The following is a 22,060-nucleotide window of genomic DNA, read 5'->3' on the forward strand; positions in this document are numbered from 1 at the left end:
GTCAACGCCGGACATGAGATCGGCGAGACAAACGGGAGGATCGAGTTGAGCTATCTCGACGACCTTTTCGGCGTCGCGGGTAAAACCGCGCTCGTCACCGGAGGCGCGACCGGCATCGGCCGCATGATCGCGGAGGCGCTGGCCATGGGCGGCGCCCGCGTGCTGATCGCCTCGCGCAAGGGCGAGGAATGCGAGCGCGCCGCGGCGGAGATCAACGCCCTGAACCCCGCCGGCTCGGCCGAAGGCTTCGCCGGCGACGTCGGGTCCGAGGCCGGCTGCGACGAGCTGGTCCAGGCGGTCGCCGCGCGCACCGACAAGCTGCACATCCTGTTCAACAACGCCGGCGTGGCCTGGGGGGCGGATCTCGACGATTTCCCCTACAAGGCCTGGCAGAAGGTGATGAACATCAACGTCGCGGGCCTGTTCGAGATGACCCGCCGGCTGTTCCCCCTTCTCGACGCCGCCGCGACCGACGCGGACCCGGCCCGGGTGGTCAACCTGGGCTCGGTCATGGGCCACTGGCCGATGGGCGACGGCTCCTATTCCTATTCGGCCTCCAAGGCCGCGGTGCATCACCTGACGAAGATCCTCGCCAAGGAATGCGCCCATCGTCGGATCACCTTCAACGCCTTCGCGCCGGGGCCGTTCCAGTCCAAGATGACGGAATTCGCCACCGGCTCCGACGAAAAGGCCGAGGCCGTCGGCTCCGACGTGCCGCTGGGGCGCATCGGCATCCCCACCGACATCGCAGGGGCCTCGCTGTTCCTGTGCTCGAAGGCCGGGGCCTATGTGACCGGCTGCATCCTGCCGCTTGACGGCGGGACCGGCGTGATGACCGGCGGCGACCTCTGGGACAAGGCGAGAGACCTATGATCACGGAAAACGGTGTCGAGGACTACGATCCGCGCGAACGCGACGTGCCCGAATGGACGATCGACGAATTCCAGACCCATGTGGGTCAGGAGATCGGCGTCTCCCCCTGGTACGACGTGACCCAGAAGGACGTGGACGCCTTCGCGGTGGCCACCGACGACCGCAACTTCATCCACGTCAATCCGGCGCGCGCGAAGGAATCCGGCCTGCCCGGAACCATCGCCCACGGGTTCTTCACGCTCAGCCTGCTGGCCGGCTTCTCCTACAAGACCACGCCCAAGCTGAAGGGCGCGGTGATGGGCTACAACTACGGCGTCGACAAGGCCCGTTTCGTGGCTCAGGTCCCCGTCGGATCCCGCGTGCGCGGCCGCTACACGCTGGCCGACGTGCAGGTGAAGGAAGGCGCCGTGGTCATCGCCTATGACGTGAAGGTGGAGATCGAGGGCCAGGAGCTCGCCAACGGCGGCAAGCCCGCGCTGGTCGCCACCTCGCGCGGCTACGCCGTGATGGGAGACGACGCATGAGCGACGCGACCCACGCCGCCGCCCAGGTGGACGAAGCCAGGCTCGCCCCCTATCTGGAAGAGCATGTCGAAGGCTTCAAGGGTCTGAAGGGCCTGCACAAGTTCTCCGACGGCCAGTCCAACCCCACCTTCCGCGTGGACGCCGAGAGCGGCTCCTACGTGATGCGCGCCAAGCCGCCGGGGGAGCTGCTGAAATCCGCCCACCAGGTGGATCGCGAATACCGGGTGATGGCCGCGCTGGCCAAGACCGACGTGCCGGTGCCGCGGATGTTCCACCTGGCCCCGGACGATGAGCGCAGCCCGCTGGGCCGGCAGTTCTACATCATGGAGTTCCTCGACGGCCGCGTGCTGTGGGAAGCCCCCCTGCCCGAGCTCGCCCCGGCCGAGCGCACGAAGATCTACGACGAGATGAACAAGGCGCTCGCCGCCCTGCACGACGTGGATTACAAGGCCGTCGGCCTTGAGGATTTCGGCCGTCCGGGCACCTATTTCGCCCGCCAGTACAAGCGCTGGTCGGGCCAGTACCGGGCGTCGGAAACCGAGACCATCCCCGAGATGGACGCGCTGATGGCCTGGCTGGAGGAGAACGAGCCGGCGGATGACGGTCTCGCGACCCTCGTGCACGGGGACTACCGGCTCGACAACGTGATGTTCCACAAGACCGAGCCGCGCCTGATCGCGGTTCTGGACTGGGAGCTGTGCACCGTCGGCCATCCCTACGCCGATCTCGGCTACCAGTGCGCCAACTGGCGGATGCCGGACGGCGACGGGTTCCGGGGGCTGGGCGGTCATCCGCGCGACGCCTCGGACGGGCTGCCGGACGAAAAGGCCTATGTGGAGGCCTACTGCAAGCGCCGCGGCATTCCCCAGATCGACAACTGGGAATACTACATCGCCTTCTCGCATTTCCGCCTCGCGGCGATCATGCAGGGCGTCTACAAGCGCGGCATCGACGGCAACGCCTCCAATCCCGACAAGGCGCTGCGGGCCGGGCGCTCGGTGCGGCCGCTGGCGGCCCATGCGCTGAAGGCCACGGAGAAGGCCGGGTGAGCCGGTTCGCGGGCAAGACCGTCCTGATCACCGGGGCCACCGGCGGCTTCGGCTCCATCGCCGCGAAGATGTTCGCGGCGGAGGGGGCGTCGCTGGTGCTCTCCGACCATCCCTCGCGCGATGTGGCGGGCTTCGCGGCCTCGCTGGGGACGCCGGCCGAGGGCATTCCCGGCGATGTCGGCGACCCGGCGCTGCATGAGGCGCTGGTCGCCTGCGCGGTCGAAAAGTTCGGCGGGCTCGACGTGGCGGTGAACAACGCCGGCATCGTCCATGCCCGCGCGCGGCTGGAGGATGTCAGCCCCGAGGACGCGCTGCGCGTCGTCAACATCGACCTGATGGGGGTCTGGTATGCGATGCGCGCCCAGATCCCGGCGATGGACACCCGCAAGGGCGGGCGCGGCGGGGCCATCGTCAACGTCGCCTCGCTGGCCGGCATCGCGGGGGCGCCGCAGCTCGGCGTCTACGCGGCGGCCAAGCACGGGGTCGTCGGCCTGACGAAGACCGCGGCGGCCGAGAACGCCCGTCGCGGCATCCGCTGCAACGCCATCTGCCCCGCCTACGCCCGCACGCCGATGGTCGAATTCGACATCGACAACGTGGTGGCCGAGAAGGGGATGGAGCGCGAGGCCGCCGCCGCCTGGATCGCCCGCGGCGTGCCCATGCGCCGGCTGGGAGAGCCCGAGGAGGTCGCCCAGGCCATCGTCTGGGCCGCCGCGCCCGACAACGGCTTCATGACCGGCCAGACCATCGCCATCGACGGCGGGGTGATGTCGGTCTGATCCTGGCGGATCGCAGGTTCGAAGGCCCCGGCGTTCCCTGCCGGGGCCTTTTTCGTGGCGGGCGTCGACCGTCCCGCGCAGGCGATCGCGGACGCGGACGCGGACGCGGACGTCGCGGCGACGACAGCGCCCGGCCGGGGCCGGCCCCGCAGGGGCGGGGCGATGTCGGGGCGATCGGGACGGCCGCCAAGGGGCCGAGACGCCTTCGCAGTCCTTCGGCGCGGCGGGACCGCGGGCCGCGCCCGGGCGCCCCGGGCGCCCCCGGCGCGCGCGTCGATCCGGGGCTCAGCGTTCCCCCGGCGGAATCGCGGCGATGCGGGCGACATGGGCGGCCACGTCCTCGGGCGAGAATTTCAGCGCGCGGCGCTGGGTCGAGGCCGGATGGTTCGCGAGCCCCAGCTTCAACTCGGGGCGCCAGGCCTTCGCCGGGCGGATCGGACGCGGCGCGAAGCCGCCGCCGCAGGTCGGGCATACATTGCGCAGCGGGCCGTCCACGCAGTCCGCGCAATAGGTGCATTCATAGGAGCAGATCCGCGCCGCCGGATCATGCGGAGGCAGGTCGCGGTCGCACCGCTGGCAATTGGGACGGAGTTCGAGCATCGGGATCTCCCTTGACTGGTCCCCGAACCTGCCACGAAACGCGCCCCGGCGCCCGCCAAACGCGCCCGGTTTTCCGCCGGTCCGTGCGCGGCCGGCGGATCTCGGGGCCCTGTTCGGCCATCGCTTCCGGAAAGTCCACGCCGGCGCCCGGCAGGCCTCCGCCGGCGCCCCGCCTTCGGCGTTGACCTTCGGCCCCCGGTTCCGAGATACCGTTTGCGAGCCCCCGGCTTCGCGTCCCCGAACGCGCGACTTCATCGCCGAGACGCCGACGTCGAGATGCGGGCGTCGAATTGCGGGCGTCGCGACGCTGGCTTAGAGACGCCGTTCGCCCGCCGCCGACCACGAATACCGCTTCCGACAGCCAGCTTTTCGGCCAGCCCTACCGAACCGCCCGTTCCGACATACCGCTCCCGTCAAACCGCGTCCGGCGACCCGCCCTCGAACGGCGCGGCCCGCCGGTCGCGGCTCGCCCGACGCCGCCGGCGCCGCGCGAGGGCTCAGGCCTTGCGCAGGATGTCCTCGACCGTCTCCGTCCGCTGCCCGCCCGTCATCGCCGACGCGTCGTCGCCAGGCTGGCGGAAGGACACCACGCGGCCGTAGGTCCGCCGCTCCCGCCCCAGGGGCGGCGGACCGCCTCGGGCGGCGCGGGACGGGCCGACATCCCCGCCCCCCGCCTCCGCCACCGCCTCCGCCTCCGCGCCGTCCCGCACGCCCACCGGCACGCCCAGCAACCGGGCCACGGCCACCACAAGGCCCAACCGAATCTCCTGCCCCCGACTCATCCGCGCTCTCCTTCATCGAACCGCCCGCACCCTGCGCCCGCTTCGATTAAGACCGCGTATGCGCCCCGCCCTGGCCCCGCATCCCGGCCATGAACGGCTCCTCCCGCCCCCGCACGATCGTGGGCAGCGCGTAGACCGAGGTCCGCGCGGTCATGTAGAGCACCCGGCCGTCATCCTCCCCCCAGGCGAGGTTGGCCGGCGGCTCGGGGCAGTCGATCTCGCCCAGCTTGACCCCGTCGGGGGAATAGACCCAGACGCCGCCCGGCCCGGTCACCCAGACGTTTCCGGTCTCGTCGCACTTGATGCCGTCCGGGACGCCCGGCCGGTCGTCGGGCTCGGCGATGCGGTCGGCGAACAGCGCGCCCTCGCCCAGCCGCCCCCCCGGCTCCACCGGGAAACGGCGGATGGTCCCGGCCACGGTGTCGTCCACGTAAAGCCACGCCTCGTCGGGCGAAAAGCACAGCCCGTTGGGCTGGCGGAACATGTCGCGCGGGACCGCCAGCTCCGGCTCCGCGCCCGGAACATGGCCGGGCGGCAGGCGGTATACGCCGCGGAAATCCAGCTCCGGCTCGCGCCCGTCGCCCCAGGGCGGCGTGCGGCCATAGGTGGGATCGGTGAACCAGATCGACCCGTCCCGCCCGCAGACCACATCATTGGGAGAATTCAGCGCCCGCCCCTCGAAATGGCTGGCCAGCACCTCCCGCGTTCCGTCGGGCCGGAAGCGGGCGACGACCGAGCTCAGATGCTCGCAGGCGATCAGGTTGAGATCGCGGTCCAGCGTCAGCCCGTTGGCCTGGCGCGTGGGCGACAGGATCCGCCGGACCTCGGACCCGTCGCGCCAGCGGTAGCGCGCGTCGCCCTTGATGTCGGAGAAGATCAGCACCCGCTCCCTGGGGTGCCAGACCGGCCCCTCGGTGAACACGAACCCCGAGCAGACCGGCTTCGCCTCCGCCCCCACCTGCACCAGCGCCCAGAAATCCGGATCCGCGGCTCGTACGCCCATCGTCGTCCCCTTCACCCGCTACGGCGCGCCGTCCCCATGCGGCGCGTCCGGCCATGCGACGCGCCTCCCCTTGCGACACGCCTCGCGGCCGGATGATCATGCCCGCAGGCCGGGCCTCCCGGCAACCCGCACCGGAGCCGCCATGTCCGCCTCTTCCTCATCCGCGCGCATCCCATCCGTCGACGTGGCCATCGTGGGCGGGGGGGCCATCGGCGCGGCGGTCGCCTGGGGGCTGCGCGTGCTGGCGGGCTTCGAGGGCTCGGTCGCGGTGATCGAGCGGGACGCGAGCTATGCCGGCGCCTCGGTCGCGCTGAACGCCGGCGGGATCCGGGCGCAGTTCTCGACCGCGGTAAACATCGCGCTGTCGGCCTACGGGGTGGAGGTGCTGCGCGCCTTCCCCGACCTTTTCGGCGCGTCATTCGGGGGGGGCGCCGCCCGCCCCGATCCCGGCTTTCGCGAACACGGCTACCTGTTCCTCGCCGCCACCCCGGCGCAGGAGGCCGCGATGCGCGCCACCCATGCCGCCCAGCGCGCGGCGGGGGCCGAGGTGGTGCTGCTGACGCCTGCGGAGGTCGCCGCCCGCTACCCCCATCTGCGCCTGGAAGAGATCCGGCTCGCCAGTCTCGGCCTGCGGGGGGAGGGCTGGTTCGACAACATGGGCCTGCACGGCGCCATGCTGCGCGCGGCCCGGGCGGCGGGCGCGCGGGTGATCCGGGACGAGGCCGTGGGCTTCGAGATGACGGCGGATCGGGGGCCGGGCGGCCGGGTCGCGGCGGTGCGCCTGGCCTCCGGCGCCCGCCTGGGCTGCGGCGTCGCGGTCAACGCCGCCGGGCCGCGGGCGGGAACGGTGGCTGGCTGGGCCGGGCTCGCCCTGCCCATCGAGCCGCGCAAGCGCACGCTCTTCACCTTCGACTGCGCCGCCCCGCCGGCGGGCCCCCTGCCCCTGATGATCGACCCGTCGGGCGTGTTCTGCCGCCCCGAGGGAACCGGCTTTCTCGCTGGCGCCCCGCCCGTCGAGGACCCCGCCGTGGCGCCCGAGGACTTCGAGCCCCGCCACGCCGAGTTCGAGGACATCGTCTGGCCGACCCTCGCCGCCCGCGCCGAATGCTTCGAGGCGATCCGCCCGGGCCGCTTCTGGGCCGGCCACTACGAATGGAACCGCTTCGACCGCAACGGGGTGGTGGGCGCGCATCCCGAGGTCCCCAACCTGATCCACGCCGCCGGTTTCTCGGGCCACGGGCTCCAGCACGCGCCCGGCGTGGGGCGCGGAGTGGGGGAGCTGATCGCCCATGGGGCCTATCGCAGCCTGGATCTCTCCCCGCTCGGCTATGAGCGGTTGCTGGAGAACCGCCCCCTGGTCGAGGAAGAGGTGATCTGACGCCCGCCGCGCGCGGGCGCCGGCCGATCCGGGCGCCGCGGCCTTCCCCGGCCGGGGTGGGCGGGCGGGAGGTCGGGGAAGGCCGCGCGGGGCGCCAGCCCCGCCCCGCCCCCACCCCGTGCAGTCGTTCAGCCGTTCAGCAGGCCCAGCACCGCATGGGCGATCTCCCCGGCCTCATCGGCCTCGATCACCACGCAGGCGCGCTCGTCCAGTCCCGCCCAGCGCAACCCGTCGAGAATCCGCGCCCGCACCGGGGCCGCGTGCTCGCCTATGCCGCCGGTGAAGGCGATGGCGTCCACGCCCTCCATCAGCGCGATCAGCCCGCCCGCATGGCGCAGTGCCCAGTGGCAATAGTGATCCACCGCGAAACGCGCCGCATCGTCATCCCGCTCCAGAAGCGCCTTCATCGAACCCGAGCCGCCCAGCGCCTTCAGCCCGCTCTCGCGGTTCAGCGCCCGTTCCAGCCCCGCCGGGTCCTCGCCCTGGCGCAGCAGGTGGAAGATCACCCCCGGATCCAGCTCCCCGCAGCGGGTGGCCATCACCAGCCCTTCCATCGGGGAAAAGCCCATGGTCGTCGCCACGCTTCTCCCGTCCCGGATCGCGGCCATCGAGGACCCGGCGCCCAGATGGCAGGCCAGCAGCCGCCCCGGCGGCGGCGCCCCGGTCAGATCCGCCCACCGCCGCACCATCGAGGCGTAGGACAGCCCGTGAAACCCGTAGCGCTTCAGCCCCTGCGCGCGGAATTCGGCGGGAATGGCGAAGGTCGTCTCGACCTCGGGCTGGGTGGCGTGAAAGGCGGTGTCGAAACAGGCGAAGACCCGCGCCCCGGGCCAAAGCTCGGCGGCCGCGTCCACGATATGCAGCGCCGGCGGATTGTGCAGGGGGGCGAAGGCGCAGGCGGCCTCCAGCGCCGCGCGCATCTCGGCCCCGAACTCCCCCGGCGCGCGCAGATGGGCGCCATGGGCGACCCGGTGTCCGACCGCGACCGGCGCCGGCGCCGCCCCCGTCCCCGCCATGATCCCCGACACCGCCTCCGCCAGCCGCCCGGCGGGCACGGTCATCACGTCGAGATCCGAGAGCTGCCCGCTCCCCAACGGCGCGCCGGCCAGGTCATATGCCGCCAGCTTCAGCGAGGACGAGCCCGCATTCAACGTCATCAGCCAATCGACGCCCGCCATCTCCGTTCCCCTCCCATCCGGTCCGCGCCCGGTTCGCCCGCAGTCCGCGCGCAGTCCACGCCCGGCCGCGCGCAAGTCCGCGCGCAAGTCCGGGGGACAGTGGCCCAGAATCGCGCCCCTCCCTACGCGGCAGGGGCGCGCGCCGGGCGCGGGGGAGGGGAGGGGTCAGCGGGTGACGAGGCTCAGGCCGGGCACCCGCGCGGCCAGCGCCCGGTCGCGCATGGCCGCGTCGAGATTGCGCAGCGCCAGCCGCGCATGTTCGCGCGCCAGCGCCTCGGCCCGCGCGCCCTCCCGCGCCGCGATCGCCTCGATCAGCCCGCGATGCTGGGCCTGGGCGACGGTCAGGCTTTCGCGCACCTCGTCCATGCGCGACTGGGCGTCGATGAAGGCGGAGGGACCGGCGAAGGGCAGCCGCGTCGCCTGCGCGATCTGGCGGATCACCAGCGGCGAGCCCGACAGCGCCGCAAGCGCCCCGTGGAAGGCCTCGTTCGCCTCCAAATAGGCGGGGAACTCCAGCGCCGCGGCGCCGGGGGCGAGAATGTCGTCGAGCCGGGCCAGCAGCGCCCGCGCCGCCTCCATCGGGCCGGGCGCGGCGCCCCGCTCGGCCGCGAGCCGGGCGGCCGCGCCTTCCAGCACCCCGCGCAGCTCGATGGCGTCGCGCACATCGGCCTCGGAAAACGCCCGCGCCGCGTAGCCGCCGGAGGCCAGCTGGATCAGCAGCCCCTCCTGCTCCAGCCGCGCCAGCGCCGCGCGGATCGGGGTGCGCGACAGACCCAGCCGCTCGGCCATGTCGAGCTCGGACAACCGCTCGCCGGGGGCGACGGCGCCGGAATGGATCAGCTCGCGCAGCCCCAGCACCGCGCGCAGCCCCCGCGCGGCGGCGCCGCGAGAGGAGGCCGGCCCGCGTTCGGCCGCGGGCGCGGGCGGGATCTCGGGATTGGGGGACCGGTCGGCCAAGGCGATCTCCGTCAAAGCAGGGGACTTAGGCCTGTATACAAGACCGGGCGAAAACCCTCCATAGCGACGGAAACCCGGCCTCGGCGTCGAAGGGACTGGCCCGCGGCCCCCTCTGCTGCATACAATCACGCGCAGTCCCCGCGGACGACCCGACGCAACGGGCCGCCGCCCGCCCCCGGAGAGGAACGCATGACCCAGACCCCTGTCCCGCCCCCGCCCTACCGCGCCGACCATGTCGGCAGCCTGCTGCGCGCCGCCCCGGTCAAGGCCGCCCGCAAGGGCTATTACGAAACCGGGACCACCCCGATCGAGGACCTGCGCGCCGCCGAGGACGCGGCCATCCGCGACTCGATCCGGATGCAGGAGGAGGCCGGCCTGATGGCCGTGACCGACGGCGAATGCCGGCGCTCCTTCTGGCATTACGACTTCATCGGCGCCCTCGACGGCTTCGACCTGGAGGAGCGGGACGAGGGCGTGGACTTCGCCGGCGTGAAGCTCCGCCCGATCTTCCCGACCATCAAGGGCGCGCTCGATTTTCCCGACGACCACCCGATGCTGGAGCATTTCAGGTTCGTGGCGGCCAACACGAAGGTCACGCCCAAGATCTCCATCCCCGGCCCGTCCTGCTGCCACTTCCGGACGGCGGTCGCGGACATCCACCCGGCCGAATACAAGGACCCGCAGGCCCTGTTCGACGCGCTGGCGCAGGTCTACAAAAAGGCCGTCGCGGCGTTCTACGCGGCCGGCTGCCGTTACCTGCAGATGGACGACATCTTCTTCGCCTACCTGTGCGACCCCAAGCACCGCGCCGCGCGCGAGGCCGACGGTCAGGACCCGGACTGGCTGATCGACCGCTATGCGTGGATGATGAACGAGGCGATCAAGGACCGCCCCGCCGACATGCTGATCGGCATGCATATGTGCCGGGGCAACTTCCGCTCGACCCACGCCGCCGAAGGGGCCTACGACCCGGCCGCCGACGCGGTGTTCAACAAGACCGGCGTCGACATCTTCTTCATGGAATACGACACCGAGCGCGCCGGCGGGCTGGAGCCGCTGCGCCTGCTGTCCAAGGGCAGGCAGCGGGTCATGCCGGGCTTCATCACCACCAAGACCGGCGGGCTGGAGCGCCTGGACGACCTGAAGCGTCAGTTCGAGGCGGCCTCCAGATTCGCCGACATCGATCAGCTCGGGATCGCGCCGCAATGCGGCTTCGCCTCGACCGAGGAAGGCAACGACATCACCTTCGACGACCAGCGCCGCAAGCTGGAGCTGGTGGTGAAAACCGCCGAGGCGGTCTGGGGCGGCGTCACCGCCTGACCCCGCCGCGCCGCGACGGCGGGCGGAGGGAGCGGCGCGTCCGCCCCTCCGCCCCTGGCCAACGCCCGCCCGCGCCGCGCTGACAGGGGCGGCGCTTGCGGCGCGGCCCGCTTGCGGCGCGGTGGGCGCCCGGCTGGCGGTTCCGGGCGCGCATGCGGGCATGACCGACGACAGAAGGGCGGCCGCCCCGCCTTCGGCGCTTGCCGGGCGGCTCCGGCGCGTCTATCCGGGCGCCCACCCGACGCCCGCCCGGCGCGCCCCGCCCCCGCCCCCGCGCCCCATGGGCGTGACATTCCCGCATGGCGCGTTAGGTTTCCCCAAGCCGCGCCCGCCGCGGCCCGAGATCCAAGCCGCCCGCGACACGGCCGACGCCCCCTGCCTGGAGACTTCGTTTGACCCGCCCCGATATTTCCCGCCCGTGGCGCGCCCGGCTCGCGACGCTGTGCGTCACGCTGAGCCTCGCCCTCTGCCTCTGCCTGTTCGCGTCTCCCGGCCAGGCCCAGCTCGGCTTCGGCGCCCTGACCGGCTCCGGCTCCGGCGACGCCGCCGCGGAAGAGAGCGCGGAGTCCGGCGACGGGTCCGGAGACGGCTCGGGGGGCGAGACCGGGTCCGCCGACGTCGCCGCCGATCCCGCCGCCGCCCTGCTGAAGGTCCTCGAAGACCCCGAGGCCCGCGACAAGCTGATCGGCGCCCTGCGCGAGAGCGGCGCCGCGGCCGAGGCCGACGCCGGCGCGCAGCCCAGCGGCCGGGAGGAGGCCTCCACCGAGCCCGCCGCCGCCGCGCCCGCTTCGGGAGACGCGGGGGGAGACGCCTCCGCCGCGGCCTCCAACAGCGAGGGCCTGTCCATCGGCCGCCAGGCGGCGGAGCTGAGCCAGCGCGCCGTGGAGCAAGCCGCGGATTTCGCCTTCAGCCTGTGGGACAAGCTGGCGCTCGCCCCCGGCCGCCTGTCCGAACTGCGATCCGCCGCCGATTCCGGCGTGATCCTCGGCGCGCTTCAGGAACTGGCGGTGGCGATCCTGGTCACCTATGCGGTGTTCATCGCCCTGCGCCTCGCCGCCCGGCCGCTGCGGCGGCGCCTGGGACAGGCCGGCGAGGGGCGCGGCTGGCTTCCGACGCTGGGCCTCAGCATGGGCACCACCCTGCTCGACGCGGTCACGGTGCTGGCGGCCTTCGCCTCCGGCTACGCCATCGTCACCTTCGCCACCGGCGCCGCGGGACAGGTCGGCTTCAGTCAGAGCCTTTACCTCAACGCCTTCGTGGCGGTGGAGATCTCGCGCACCGTGATCCGCTTCGCCCTGCGGCCCGAGACCGGCGCCCTGCGCCTGATCCCGCTGCCCGACGGCGGCGCGCAGGCGCTGGCCTGGCGGCTGGTCGCGGCGGCCGGCATCCTGGGCTACGGCCACCTGCTCGCCGCCCCGATCGTCAGCCGCGAGGTCGGCTGGCGCGCCGGCGCGGCGCTGGGGGCCGCGGTGTCGCTGATCGTGGTGCTGATCGCCATGATCTCGGTCCTGCGCCACCGCAAGGCGGTCGCCGCCTGGCTCACGCCGTCGGATTCGCAGAGCCGCAAGGTCTTCGCGACCCTCGCCCGGCTCTGGCATATTCCGGTGATGCTCTACCTGGCGGGGCTGTTCGTGATCGTGCTGATCCGGCCCGGCGGCGTCCTGTTCCCGGTGCTCGAAGCCACCGCCGAGGTGCTGGCCGCCATCGTGGTCGGCATGATCGTCAACCACACGCTCGCCACCTGGGCCCGTCGCGGCGTCAGCCTGCCCGACCGGATCACCTCCTCCCTGCCCCTGCTCGAACAGCGGCTGAACAGCTTCCTGCCCAAGCTTCTGATGCTGGTCCGGATGCTGGTGCTGATCTCGATCCTGATCTGGACCCTGCAGGTCGCCGGGATCACCCAGCTCGACGCCTGGCTGGGCTCGGATCTCGGGCTGCGGCTGACCGGCGGCATGGTCAGCGTGGCGATGATCCTGTTCGCGGCCTTCGTGGCCTGGCTGGCCATGACCTCCTGGATCGACTGGCGGCTCAACCCCGAGGTCGGGGCCGCCCCGTCCCCGCGCGAGACCACGCTGCTGACCCTGATGCGCAACGCCGCGACGATCGTGCTGGCGGTGCTGACGCTGATGTTCTCGCTCAGCGAGCTGGGCATCGACATCGCGCCGCTGATCGCCTCCGCCGGCGTCCTGGGCCTGGCCATCGGCTTCGGCGCGCAAAAGCTGGTGCAGGACGTGATCACCGGCATCTTCATCCAGCTTGAAAACGCCATGAACGTGGGCGACGTGGTCACCGCCGGCGGCATCACCGGCGGGGTGGAGAAGCTGACCGTGCGCTCCGTCTCCATCCGCGACCTGAACGGGACCTATCACCTGATCCCGTTCAGCTCGGTGGACTCGGTGTCGAACCTGACCCGCGACTTCTCCTACGCCGTGTTCGACATGGGCATCGCCTATCGCGAGGACATCGACGAGGCCAAGCAGGGCATCCTCGACGCCTTCTCCGAACTGATGGAGGACCCCGAATTCGCGGTGCAGACCACCGGCGACCTGGAGTGGTTCGGCGTGCAGGCGCTGGGCGACTCGGCGGTGGTGCTGCGGGCGCGGGTGAAGACCCTGCCCGGCAAGCAGTGGGGCCTGCTGCGCACGCTCAACGAACGGGTGAAGAAGGTCTACGACGCCCGCGGGATCGAGATCCCCTACCCGCACCAGACCATCTATTTCGGCGAGAACAAGGACGGCTCGGCCCCGGCCCTGCACCTGGTTCGCGACGATTCCGAGAAGGCCGCCGAGGAAATGGCCAAGGCGATCTCCCCGCGCGTGGTGGAGGGGACCGCGACCCCCGCGCCCGCGGCCGCGGCCAAGCCCGCCACGGGAACGGCAACGGGAACGGGCGCAGGCACGGGCGGGGACGGCGACACGTCGGCCCCGCGGACCGACAAGGCCTCGGGCGTCGCGCGCGACATGCCCGACGAAGACGAAGCCTGACCCCGTTCCGCCCCGCCCCCTTCGCCGGGGGCGGGGCGGGCGCGAAGGCGGGCGCGGGCGCGGGGCTCAGAGATTGTCCTGCACGAGGATCTCGATCCGCACCGTCTCCTGGCTTTCCAGCGGGTCGCGGGCATCGACGCTGGCGCGCAGGACCCGCAGGGCGCTGCGCACCAGGTGGCCGGAATCCTGCGTGATCACCGCATCCGCCGCGCCCGCGCGCAGGGCCGCCTCGGTGTAGTCCGTGCGCTCATGCGCCACGATCACCAGCCGGGACAGGTCGACCATCTCCGCCAGCGGATCCAGCACCCGCTCCGCCTCCGAGCTCATCACGTAGACGCCGCGCAGGTCCGGCGCGTTGGCCAGCGCCTGGGCCAGCGTCGCGCGGGTGCGCTCCGGATCGCCCCAGGTCTCCAGCGAGGGCGAGACGCCGAGCCCCGGGAACACCCCGTTGATCACCTGATCGAAGCCCAGCCGACGCTCCAGATTGTCCAGCAGCTGCATGGTCTCGCAGACCACCAGCAGCGCGCCCGCCGCGCCCGGCCCGCAGAACCGCCCCATCAGGCGCGCCGCGGTGCGCCCCGCGGCGCGGTTGTCGATGCCGATGAAGCGCGACCGCTCCGCGTTGGGCTGCTTGGAGATGAAGGCGACCACCGACACGCCCCGCCGCCGCAGCCGGTCGATGGCGTCGCGCACCTGCGGCGAGGCCGGCGCCATGATCGCCACGCCGTCCACCGCGCCTGTCCCCGCCCCGGCCTTCAGCCCGTCCAGCACCGCGGCGATGGCATGGGCGTCGGTTTCGGGGATGCGCAGGACGTCGGCATGGACCCGCTCCAGCGCGAAGGCGCGGTTGGCCTCGTCGATGCGCCCCACCACGCCGGACATGAAGCGGCCCTCGGTGTCGGGCAGCACGAACAGGAACCGGTAATCCCGCTTGCGCGCCAGGTTCGCCGCCGAGATGTCGCGCACGAAGCCCAGTTCCCGGATCGCCTGGTTGACCCGCTCGATGGTGCCCGCGCGCACGCCGGGCCGATCGTTGAGCACGCGGTCGACGGTGGCGAGGCTCACCCCCGCGGCGCGGGCCAGGTCCTTGGTCGTCGGTCGCATTCCTGTCCTTCCATCGGGCGCGGTGGCCATCGGGCGCGGGGCCATCGGGCGCGGGGCCATCGGGCGCGGTGGCCATCGGGGGCGCGGGCCACCGGGCGCGCGGGGCGCCCCGCCTTTCCCTGTTACAGCACTGGCGCATCGCAAGGAAAGGCGCTTTGAGGCACGTGCCTCAGAATTTTCTTTACGTGAGGCACGTCCCTCAGCTACCAATTCTTTCGCAACGAGTCGCGCAGACAAGCCGCGGCGACGTCAGGGAGGAATCGGAACATGAAAGCCGCAATCGGACTTTCCGCGATCGCGCTCGCCTCGGCCCTCGGGGCCAAAGGGGCCGCCGCCGCGGACCTGACCTTGTGCTGGGCGGCCTGGGACCCCGCCAACGCGCTGGTCGAGCTGTCGAAGGACTTCGAGACCAAGTCCGGCCACACGATGAGCTTCGAATTCGTCCCCTGGCCGAACTTCGCCGACCGCATGCTGAACGAGCTCAATTCCGGCGGGCAGCTCTGCGACCTGATGATCGGCGACAGCCAGTGGGTCGGCCTGGGCGCAGAGGCCGGGCACTACATCAAGCTCAACGACTTCTTCGAGGCCAACGGCATCTCGATGGAGGATTTCATCCCCGCCACCGTCACCGGCTATTCCGAATGGCCCAAGGGCACGCCCAATTACTGGGCCCTGCCCGCCTTCGGCGACGTGGTCGGCTGGACCTACCGCAAGGACTGGTTCGAGAAGCCCGAGCTTCAGGCCGAGTTCCAGGAGAAATACGGCCGCCCCCTCGCCCCGCCCGCCACGCTGGAGGAGCTGAAGGACATCGGAACCTTCTTCCAGGGCCGCGAGATCGACGGCAAGACCGTCTACGGCGCCGCGATCTACACCGAGCGCGGGTCCGAGGGCATCACCATGGGCGTGACCAACGCGCTCTACAATTACGGGTTCCAGTACGGCTCGCCCGAAAACCCCTATGACCTGGAGGGTTACGTCAACTCCCCCGGCGCGGTGGAGGGGCTGGAATACTACAAGGCGCTCTACGACTGCTGCACGCCGCCGGGCTCGTCCGACTGGTACATGTCCGAGGACATCGACGCCTACAAGTCCGGCCAGGTCGCGCTCCAGATGAACTTCGCCTTCATCTGGCCCGGCGTCGAGGCCGACCCGAACGTGGGCGGCGGCAAGTCCGGCTACTTCGCCAACCCGGCCGGGCCGGCGGGGCATTTCGCCCAGCTCGGCGGCCAGGGGATCTCGGTGGTCAGCTACTCCGAGAACCAGGAGGCGGCGCTGGAATACATCCAGTGGTTCGCCCAGGAGGAAATCCAGAAGAAGTGGTGGAGCCTCGGCGGCTATTCGGCGCTCAAGGCCGTGGTCGAGGATCCGGGCTTCGCCACCTCCCAGCCCTACGCGCAGACCTTCCTCGACTCCATGGCCATCGTGAAGGACTTCTGGGCCGAGCCCTCCTACGCCTCGCTGCTGCTGTCCATGCAGGACAAGGTCCACAAATACGTGGTCGCCGGCCAGGGCACGGCGCAGGAGGCGCTGGACGGCCTGGTCGAGGACTGGACCGAGGTCTTCGAGGACGACGGCAAGCTCTGACCCCCATCCCGCGATCGCCGGCCCCTCCCCCGGGGCCGGCGTCTACGGGCGGGGTCCGGGTCGCGCGCTCCTCACGCCCCGGTCCCCGCCCGCCTCATTCCCCCCAGAACCCGCCCGGAAGGACGTCTCATGTCCGAGACAGCGATGGCGCGCGCCGCACGCGCCACCCCGCCCAGCGCCGCACGCCGCATCCGCGGCCTCTCCGACCGGGCCATCGCCTGGATCTTCGTGGCGCCGACCATCTTCCTGCTGCTGGCGGTGAACATCTTCCCGCTGATCTGGACGGTGCGGCTGAGCTTCACCAATTTCCGCGCCAACCGGCCCAACGCCGAGGTCTCGTGGATCGGCCTGCGCAACTACACGCGCATCCTGACCGACGACGACATCTGGCTGACCATGCAGGCCACGGCGCATTTCCTGTTCTGGACCATCGCCCTGCAGGTGCTGATCGGCTTCGCGCTGGCCTGGCTGATCAACCGCAAGTTCCGCCATTCGGACATGTGGACCACCATCATCGTGCTGCCGATGATGCTGTCGCCGGCGGTGGTGGGGAATTTCTGGACCTTCCTCTACCAACCGCAGATCGGCCTGTTCAACTACGCCATCGCCTTCCTGACCGGCGCCGATCCCACCAGTTTCTCGATGATCGGCGAGGTGGCGCTGGCGCCCTGGGCCATCGTCATCGTCGACACCTGGATGTGGACGCCCTTCGTCATGCTGATCTGCCTGGCGGGCCTGCGGTCCATCCCCGACACGATCTACGAGGCGGCGGAATGCGACCGCGCCTCCAAGTGGCGGCAGTTCTGGACGCTGACCGTGCCCATGGTCCTGCCCTTCCTGATGCTGGCAGTGCTGTTCCGCGGGATCGAGAACTTCAAGATGTTCGACCTGGTGGTGCAGCTCACCGGCGGCGGGCCGGGCAACACCACCACGCTGACCTCCATCGACCTCAAGCGCGAGGCGTTCGAGAAATGGCGCACCGGCTACGCCTCGGCCTATGCGGTGATCCTGTTCGTCACCGTCTTCGGCCTCGCCTCGATCTATGTGAAGGCGCTGAACAAGGTTAAGGAAAGATGAGCGGCTATTCGATCACCGAGCCCTCCCGCGGGCAGAAGCGGCTGGCCGGCGCGCTGGTCATCCTCTACGCGGTCATCACCCTGCTGCCCCTGCTGTGGATCGTGGCGACCGGCTTCAAGTCGCCCTCCGACGCCATCTCCTACCCGCCCAAGCTGGTTTTCGAGCCGACCATGGAGGGCTACGTCAACCTGTTCACCACCCGCACCCGCGTCACGCCCGAAACCCTGGCCGAACTGCCCCCGCCCGACACGTGGTACGACGCCATCGTGCGCAAGTACGACATGGTGATCGCGGGCCCCTCGCGTTACGGGGAGCGGTTCCTGAACTCGGTGATCATCGGCTTCGGCTCGACCTTCCTGTCGGTGTTCCTGGGAACCATCGCGGCCTATGCGTTCTCACGCTTCAAGGTGCCGCTGAAGGACGACCTGCTGTTCTTCATCCTGTCGACGCGGATGATGCCGCCCATCGCCGTCGCCATCCCGATTTTCCTGATGTATCGCGAACTTGGGCTGAACGACACGCATCTGGGCATGATCTTCCTCTACACCGCGGTGAACCTGTCGCTGTCGGTCTGGCTGCTGAAGGGCTTCATCGACGAAATCCCCATCGAATACGAAGAGGCCGCGCTGATCGACGGCTACACTCGCTTCCAGGCCTTCCGCAAAGTGGTGCTGCCGCAGGCGGCGACGGGCATCGCCTCCACCGCCATCTTCTGCCTGATCTTCGCATGGAACGAATACGCCTTCGCGGTGCTGCTGACCTCGGGCACCGCCCAGACCGCGCCGCCCTTCATCCCGACCATCATCGGCATCGGCGGCCAGGACTGGCCGGCGGTGGCGGCGGGGGCGACCCTGTTCCTCGCGCCCGTGCTGGTCTTCACCATCCTGCTGCGCAAGCACCTTCTGCGCGGGATCACTTTCGGAGCGGTGCGCAAATGACCGGCTTTCTCACCCGTTTCGCCACCGGCCTCGCGCGCGGGCGCCGCGGCCCGTGGGAACTGCTGGCCACGATCCTCATCGCCGCCGGCGTGTTCATGCTGATGCAGCCCTTCGCGCTGGGTCTCTACACCTGGTCCTTCCTCGTCACGCTGGCCGGCACGGTGATGTTCATCGTCGTCAGCCATTTCCCGGAGTAACGCATGGCCCGGATCGAAATACGGAACGTGCGCAAGGAATTCGGCGCCTTCACCGCCGTGCAGTCCTCCAGCTTCGTCATCGAGGACGGCGAGTTCTTCATGCTTCTCGGCCCCTCGGGCTGCGGCAAGACCACCACCCTGCGCATGATCGCGGGGCTGGAGCTGCCGACGTCGGGCGAAATCTTCATCGACGGGGAGGAGGTCGGACAGCGCCCCGCCTCCCAGCGCGACATCGCCTTCGTGTTCCAGATGTTCGCGCTCTACCCGCATCTGAACGTGCGCAAGAACATCGCCTATCCGCTGGTCTCCCAGGGCATGAAGCGGGCCGAGGTGCGCGCGAAGGTGGAGGAAGCCGCCCGCATTCTCGGCATCGCCGACATCCTCGACCGCCCCGTCGGCGGGCTCGCGGGCGGCGACCGGCAGCGGGTGGCGCTCGGCCGGGCCATCGTGCGCGACCCCAAGTGCTTCCTGATGGACGAGCCGCTGGGCGCGCTCGACGCCGAGTTCCGCGAGCATATGGCCGAGGAGCTGCGCGCCCTGCATGACCGCATGGGCGCCACCACCATCTACGTGACCCATGACCAGCTGGAGGCCATGCAGATGGGTGACAAGATCGTGGTGATGAACCACGGGGTCGTCGAGCAGTTCGGCGTCCCGCAGGAGATCTACGACTGGCCCGCGACGATGTTCGTGGCCAACTTCATCGGCTCGCCCCCGATGAACGCCCTGCCCTTCGACGGCGCGCTGGCGCAGGGGGGCTGCGCGGTGGATCTCGGCGGCGCCCGCATCCCCGTGCCCGAGAGCCTGGAGGCCGCGTCGGGCGCCCTCGCGCTCGGCGCCCGGCCCGAGCATGTGCGCCTGTCGGACGCCGCCCCCTATCGCGGCCGGGTGACGGCGACCGAGTATCTCGGCACCACCCAGATCGTCACCTTCGACACCGCGCAGGGTCCGGTGAAGGTCCGCGCCCCCTCCGACCAGGTGGTGCGGGAAGGGGAGACGACGGGCCTCGACTTCGATGCCCGCACCCTGACCGTCTTCAATGCCTCGACCGGCCGGGCCCTGCGCTCGGTCGCCAACCGGGAGGTGCTGGACCGTGGCTGAGGTTTCGCTTTCAGGCATCACCCGCCGTTTCGGCGACACGCTGGCGCTGGACGACGTGTCCCTGACCGTGCCGGACGGCGCCTTCGTGGTGCTGCTCGGCCCCACCGGCGCCGGCAAGACCACCGCCCTGCGCATGGTCTCCGGTCTCGACCGCCCCGACGCGGGCGAGGTGCATATCGGCGGCCGCCCGGTGGGCGGCCTGACCCCCGCCCAGCGCGACGTGGCGATGGTGTTCCAGCAATACTCGCTCTACCCCCATCTCACGGTGCGCGAGAACCTGGAGTTCCCGCTCAAGTCCCCCCTCCTGCGCACGCCCCGGGCCGAGATCGACCGCAAGGTCGCCGAGGTCGCCGGCATGCTGCAGATCGCCCACAAGCTCGACAACCGCGCCACCAACCTCTCGGGCGGGGAGATGCAGCGGGTGTCCATCGGGCGGGCGCTGGTGCGCCGGCCGTCGGTCTACCTGATGGATGAGCCGCTCAGTTCGCTCGACGCCAAGCTGCGCGCCGACCTGCGGGTGGAGCTGAAGAAGATCCAGGCGGATTTCGGCGCGACCCTGATCTACGTCACCCATGATCAGGTCGAGGCGATGACCATGGCCACCCATGTCGGCGTGCTCGACCAGGGCCGCCTGCTGCAATTCGGCGCCCCGCGGGAGGTCTACGAAAACCCGGTCTCCATCCAGGCCGCCGCCCGGCTGGGACAGCCGCGGATCAACCTGCTGCCCGCGGACCTGTTCGGCGACGCCCCGCCCCGCGCCGCCACCATCGGCCTGCGCCCCGAGCAGATCGAGCAGGGCGCCGGCGCCGACAGCACCGTGGTCCGGGTCGAACGGCTCGGCGACCAGACCCGCCTGCACCTGATCTATCGCGATCATGCGCTGGTGACGGTGACCGATCCGCATACGCCGCTCGGCCCCGGCGACCTGGTGCCGATCCGCCCCCGCCAGCCGTTCTACTTCGACGCCGCCGGCGCCCGCGTCGCGTGAGGGAGACGAAAATGACCCAGTTCATCAACAAGAAAGAAGACATCGTCACCGAGGCGATCGACGGCGTGATCCGCGCCTCGGGCGGCGCGCTGGTCCGGCTCGACGGCTACCCGCATATCCGCGTGGCGATGCGCGCCGACTGGGACCGGTCCCGCGTGGCGCTGGTCTCCGGCGGCGGCTCGGGGCACGAGCCCGCCCATGCCGGCTTCGTCGGCCCGGGGATGCTGACCGCGGCGGTCTGCGGCGATGTCTTCGCCTCGCCCTCCGTGGACGCGGTGCTCGCCGGCATCCTCGCCGTGACCGGGGAGGCCGGCTGCCTCCTGATCGTGAAGAACTACACCGGCGACCGCCTGAATTTCGGCCTGGCGGCGGAGCGCGCCCGCGCCTTCGGGCTGAACGTGAGCATGGTGATCGTGGATGACGACATCGCCCTGCCCGACCTGCCCCAGCCCCGCGGCGTGGCCGGCACGCTGTTCGTCCACAAGGTCGCGGGCGGGCTGGCCGAATCCGGCGCCGACCTCGCGACCGTGACCGAGGCCGCCCAGCGGGTGATCGCCGGCACGCTCTCGCTCGGCCTGTCGCTCGACACCTGCACCGTGCCCGGCTCGCCCAAGGAAAACCGCATCCCCCCCGGCCAGGCGGAGCTGGGCCTCGGCATCCACGGCGAGGCGGGGATCGAGCAGGTGTCCTATGACAGCGCCGCCCAGGCCATGCGCCTGATCGCGGCGCGGCTGGAGGCGAAGATGGGCCCCGGCCCGCATGTCGCCCTGCTCAACAATCTCGGCGGCGCCTCGGCGCTGGAGATGTCGGTGCTGGCCAATGAACTGGCCGCGTCCTCGGTGGGGGATCGGATCTCCCTGCTGGTCGGGCCGGCGGCGATGATGACCTCGCTGGACATGCGGGGCTTCTCGGTCTCCGTCTGCCCGATGTCGGAGGCGGACGCCGCCGGCCTCGCCGCTCCCTGCCCGCTCGCCGCCTGGCCCGGCGCCAAGCCGCTCGGCCCGGTGGAGACGCGGCGCCTGCCCGACGGGCTGACCCCGATCAAGCCGCTCGCCTCCTCCCACGCGCCCACGGAGGCGTTCCTGCGCCAATGCTGCGAGATCCTGATCGCGGCCGAGACCGACCTGAACGCGCTCGACGCCTGGTCCGGCGACGGCGACACCGGCTCGACGCTGGCCGGCGCGGCGCGGGCGCTGCTGGGCTCGATGGAGGCGCTGCCGCTCGCCGATCACACCCAGCTGTTCCGCGCCATCGGGCTGGAGCTGAGCCAGACCATGGGCGGGTCCTCGGGCGTGCTGCTGGCGATCTTCTTCGCCTCGGTGGGCGACGGGGCCTCGGGCGGGCTGTCCACGCAGGACGCGTTGCGCGCCGGCCTCGCCCGGATGAAGGAGATCGGAGGCGCCGAGCCCGGCGACCGCACCATGATCGACGCGCTGGAACCCGCGCTGGACGCGCTGGGCGACGGGCTGGCGGCGGCCGCCGCCGCGGCCCGCAAAGGGGCGGACGCCACCGCCTCGATGACCCGCGCCAATGCCGGGCGCGCGGCCTATATCGCCGCCGACCGGCTGTCGGGCCATGTCGATCCCGGCGCCGAAGCCGTCGCCCGCCTGTTCGAAAACCTCTCGTAGGGCGGGTGCGAACCCG

At 71.3% G+C, this 22,060-nt stretch carries 20 protein-coding genes; 14 read left to right on the forward strand and 6 right to left on the reverse strand.

The features are described from left to right. Positions 1–45 precede the first annotated feature (45 nt). Genes BLV24_RS14835 through BLV24_RS14850 form a run of 4 tightly spaced genes read left to right on the forward strand, consistent with a single transcriptional unit; the run spans position 46 to position 3,225 of the window. On the forward strand, positions 46–873 hold the full coding sequence (locus tag BLV24_RS14835; RefSeq protein WP_092683150.1) for an SDR family oxidoreductase: 828 nt from the start codon (positions 46–48) through the stop codon (positions 871–873). Beyond that, complete coding sequence (locus BLV24_RS22260; protein ID WP_092683152.1) at positions 870–1,397, forward strand: MaoC family dehydratase; 528 nt, start codon at positions 870–872, stop codon at positions 1,395–1,397. Before BLV24_RS14835 ends, BLV24_RS22260 begins: the two co-directional genes overlap by 4 nt. Next, positions 1,394–2,446, forward strand: coding sequence for a phosphotransferase (locus BLV24_RS22265; protein ID WP_092683154.1), 1,053 nt, complete (start codon positions 1,394–1,396; stop codon positions 2,444–2,446). The genes BLV24_RS22260 and BLV24_RS22265 overlap by 4 nt, the downstream gene beginning before the upstream one ends. Next, positions 2,443–3,225 (forward strand): SDR family NAD(P)-dependent oxidoreductase, encoded by a 783-nt coding sequence (locus tag BLV24_RS14850; protein ID WP_092683156.1) that lies wholly within the window; start codon positions 2,443–2,445, stop codon positions 3,223–3,225. The genes BLV24_RS22265 and BLV24_RS14850 overlap by 4 nt, the downstream gene beginning before the upstream one ends. A gap of 285 nt (positions 3,226–3,510) precedes the next feature. Here BLV24_RS14850 and BLV24_RS14855 read toward each other — a convergent pair whose 3' ends face one another. The 3 genes from BLV24_RS14855 to BLV24_RS14865 all read right to left on the reverse strand — a co-directional run bounded on the left by BLV24_RS14855 (position 3,511) and on the right by BLV24_RS14865 (position 5,610). Further along, complete coding sequence (locus BLV24_RS14855; protein ID WP_092683158.1) at positions 3,511–3,825, reverse strand: DUF1272 domain-containing protein; 315 nt, start codon at positions 3,823–3,825, stop codon at positions 3,511–3,513. Positions 3,826–4,322: 497 nt separating this feature from the next. Then, a complete protein-coding gene (locus BLV24_RS22035; protein ID WP_176954769.1) occupies positions 4,323–4,583 on the reverse strand; it encodes a hypothetical protein in 261 nt (86 codons plus the stop codon). 70 nt (positions 4,584–4,653) lie between these two features. Further along, a complete protein-coding gene (locus BLV24_RS14865) occupies positions 4,654–5,610 on the reverse strand; it encodes an SMP-30/gluconolactonase/LRE family protein (RefSeq protein WP_092683160.1) in 957 nt (318 codons plus the stop codon). A gap of 142 nt (positions 5,611–5,752) precedes the next feature. Here BLV24_RS14865 and BLV24_RS14870 point away from each other — a divergent pair, with 142 nt between their 5' ends. Continuing rightward, a complete protein-coding gene (locus BLV24_RS14870; RefSeq protein ID WP_092683162.1) occupies positions 5,753–6,988 on the forward strand; it encodes an NAD(P)/FAD-dependent oxidoreductase in 1,236 nt (411 codons plus the stop codon). 128 nt (positions 6,989–7,116) lie between these two features. Here the strand turns inward: BLV24_RS14870 and BLV24_RS14875 are convergent, their stop codons facing one another. Further along, positions 7,117–8,166, reverse strand: coding sequence for an acetate/propionate family kinase (locus BLV24_RS14875; RefSeq protein ID WP_092683164.1), 1,050 nt, complete (start codon positions 8,164–8,166; stop codon positions 7,117–7,119). A gap of 165 nt (positions 8,167–8,331) precedes the next feature. Continuing rightward, positions 8,332–9,123: a GntR family transcriptional regulator gene (locus BLV24_RS14880; protein WP_245710586.1), complete on the reverse strand. Its 792-nt coding sequence runs from the start codon at positions 9,121–9,123 to the stop codon at positions 8,332–8,334. A gap of 189 nt (positions 9,124–9,312) precedes the next feature. On the opposite strand from BLV24_RS14880, the gene BLV24_RS14885 reads away from it, so the two are divergent. Together BLV24_RS14885 and BLV24_RS14890 are read left to right on the forward strand one after the other, a co-directional pair. Next, positions 9,313–10,443, forward strand: a complete 1,131-nt coding sequence (locus BLV24_RS14885; RefSeq protein ID WP_092683168.1) for a 5-methyltetrahydropteroyltriglutamate--homocysteine S-methyltransferase — start codon at positions 9,313–9,315, stop codon at positions 10,441–10,443. Between the two features lie 392 nt (positions 10,444–10,835). Continuing rightward, entirely contained in the window at positions 10,836–13,427 is a 2,592-nt protein-coding gene (locus BLV24_RS14890; protein WP_092683170.1) for a mechanosensitive ion channel domain-containing protein, read from the forward strand. A 66-nt stretch (positions 13,428–13,493) separates the two neighbouring features. Here the strand turns inward: BLV24_RS14890 and BLV24_RS14895 are convergent, their stop codons facing one another. Then, positions 13,494–14,531, reverse strand: coding sequence for a LacI family DNA-binding transcriptional regulator (locus BLV24_RS14895; protein WP_092683172.1), 1,038 nt, complete (start codon positions 14,529–14,531; stop codon positions 13,494–13,496). 267 nt (positions 14,532–14,798) lie between these two features. Here BLV24_RS14895 and BLV24_RS14900 point away from each other — a divergent pair, with 267 nt between their 5' ends. From BLV24_RS14900 to BLV24_RS14930, 7 genes are all read left to right on the forward strand, one after another. Then, entirely contained in the window at positions 14,799–16,115 is a 1,317-nt protein-coding gene (locus BLV24_RS14900; RefSeq protein ID WP_092683174.1) for an ABC transporter substrate-binding protein, read from the forward strand. Between the two features lie 129 nt (positions 16,116–16,244). After that, positions 16,245–17,192: a carbohydrate ABC transporter permease gene (locus tag BLV24_RS14905; protein WP_092683176.1), complete on the forward strand. Its 948-nt coding sequence runs from the start codon at positions 16,245–16,247 to the stop codon at positions 17,190–17,192. Continuing rightward, complete coding sequence (locus BLV24_RS14910) at positions 17,189–18,130, forward strand: carbohydrate ABC transporter permease (RefSeq protein ID WP_092683178.1); 942 nt, start codon at positions 17,189–17,191, stop codon at positions 18,128–18,130. Before BLV24_RS14905 ends, BLV24_RS14910 begins: the two co-directional genes overlap by 4 nt. After that, positions 18,127–18,327: a hypothetical protein gene (locus BLV24_RS14915; protein WP_092683180.1), complete on the forward strand. Its 201-nt coding sequence runs from the start codon at positions 18,127–18,129 to the stop codon at positions 18,325–18,327. The genes BLV24_RS14910 and BLV24_RS14915 overlap by 4 nt, the downstream gene beginning before the upstream one ends. A gap of 3 nt (positions 18,328–18,330) precedes the next feature. Next, positions 18,331–19,428, forward strand: a complete 1,098-nt coding sequence (locus BLV24_RS14920; protein WP_092683182.1) for an ABC transporter ATP-binding protein — start codon at positions 18,331–18,333, stop codon at positions 19,426–19,428. Then, the gene (locus BLV24_RS14925) at positions 19,421–20,416 is read left to right on the forward strand and encodes an ABC transporter ATP-binding protein (RefSeq protein ID WP_092683184.1); all 996 of its coding nucleotides are present in this window, start codon (positions 19,421–19,423) and stop codon (positions 20,414–20,416) included. The genes BLV24_RS14920 and BLV24_RS14925 overlap by 8 nt, the downstream gene beginning before the upstream one ends. A gap of 11 nt (positions 20,417–20,427) precedes the next feature. Next, positions 20,428–22,044 (forward strand): dihydroxyacetone kinase subunit DhaK, encoded by a 1,617-nt coding sequence (locus tag BLV24_RS14930; protein WP_092683186.1) that lies wholly within the window; start codon positions 20,428–20,430, stop codon positions 22,042–22,044. Positions 22,045–22,060: the final 16 nt, after the last annotated feature.

This window comes from Albimonas donghaensis, assembly GCF_900106695.1.
In the GTDB taxonomy this organism is placed as follows: domain Bacteria; phylum Pseudomonadota; class Alphaproteobacteria; order Rhodobacterales; family Rhodobacteraceae; genus Albimonas; species Albimonas donghaensis.

What these genes read in the sequence shown, in the direction of transcription:
- BLV24_RS22260 (WP_092683152.1), top strand. Translation starts at nt 870, where the DNA reads ATGATCACGGAAAACGGTGTCGAGGACTACGATCCGCGCGAACGCGAC.
- BLV24_RS22265 (WP_092683154.1), top strand. Translation starts at nt 1,394, where the DNA reads ATGAGCGACGCGACCCACGCCGCCGCCCAGGTGGACGAAGCCAGGCTC.
- BLV24_RS14855 (WP_092683158.1), bottom strand. Translation starts at nt 3,825, where the DNA reads ATGCTCGAACTCCGTCCCAATTGCCAGCGGTGCGACCGCGACCTGCCT.
- BLV24_RS14865 (WP_092683160.1), bottom strand. Translation starts at nt 5,610, where the DNA reads ATGGGCGTACGAGCCGCGGATCCGGATTTCTGGGCGCTGGTGCAGGTG.
- BLV24_RS14870 (WP_092683162.1), top strand. Translation starts at nt 5,753, where the DNA reads ATGTCCGCCTCTTCCTCATCCGCGCGCATCCCATCCGTCGACGTGGCC.
- BLV24_RS14875 (WP_092683164.1), bottom strand. Translation starts at nt 8,166, where the DNA reads ATGGCGGGCGTCGATTGGCTGATGACGTTGAATGCGGGCTCGTCCTCG.
- BLV24_RS14885 (WP_092683168.1), top strand. Translation starts at nt 9,313, where the DNA reads ATGACCCAGACCCCTGTCCCGCCCCCGCCCTACCGCGCCGACCATGTC.
- BLV24_RS14895 (WP_092683172.1), bottom strand. Translation starts at nt 14,531, where the DNA reads ATGCGACCGACGACCAAGGACCTGGCCCGCGCCGCGGGGGTGAGCCTC.
- BLV24_RS14900 (WP_092683174.1), top strand. Translation starts at nt 14,799, where the DNA reads ATGAAAGCCGCAATCGGACTTTCCGCGATCGCGCTCGCCTCGGCCCTC.
- BLV24_RS14905 (WP_092683176.1), top strand. Translation starts at nt 16,245, where the DNA reads ATGTCCGAGACAGCGATGGCGCGCGCCGCACGCGCCACCCCGCCCAGC.
- BLV24_RS14910 (WP_092683178.1), top strand. Translation starts at nt 17,189, where the DNA reads ATGAGCGGCTATTCGATCACCGAGCCCTCCCGCGGGCAGAAGCGGCTG.
- BLV24_RS14915 (WP_092683180.1), top strand. Translation starts at nt 18,127, where the DNA reads ATGACCGGCTTTCTCACCCGTTTCGCCACCGGCCTCGCGCGCGGGCGC.
- BLV24_RS14920 (WP_092683182.1), top strand. Translation starts at nt 18,331, where the DNA reads ATGGCCCGGATCGAAATACGGAACGTGCGCAAGGAATTCGGCGCCTTC.
- BLV24_RS14930 (WP_092683186.1), top strand. Translation starts at nt 20,428, where the DNA reads ATGACCCAGTTCATCAACAAGAAAGAAGACATCGTCACCGAGGCGATC.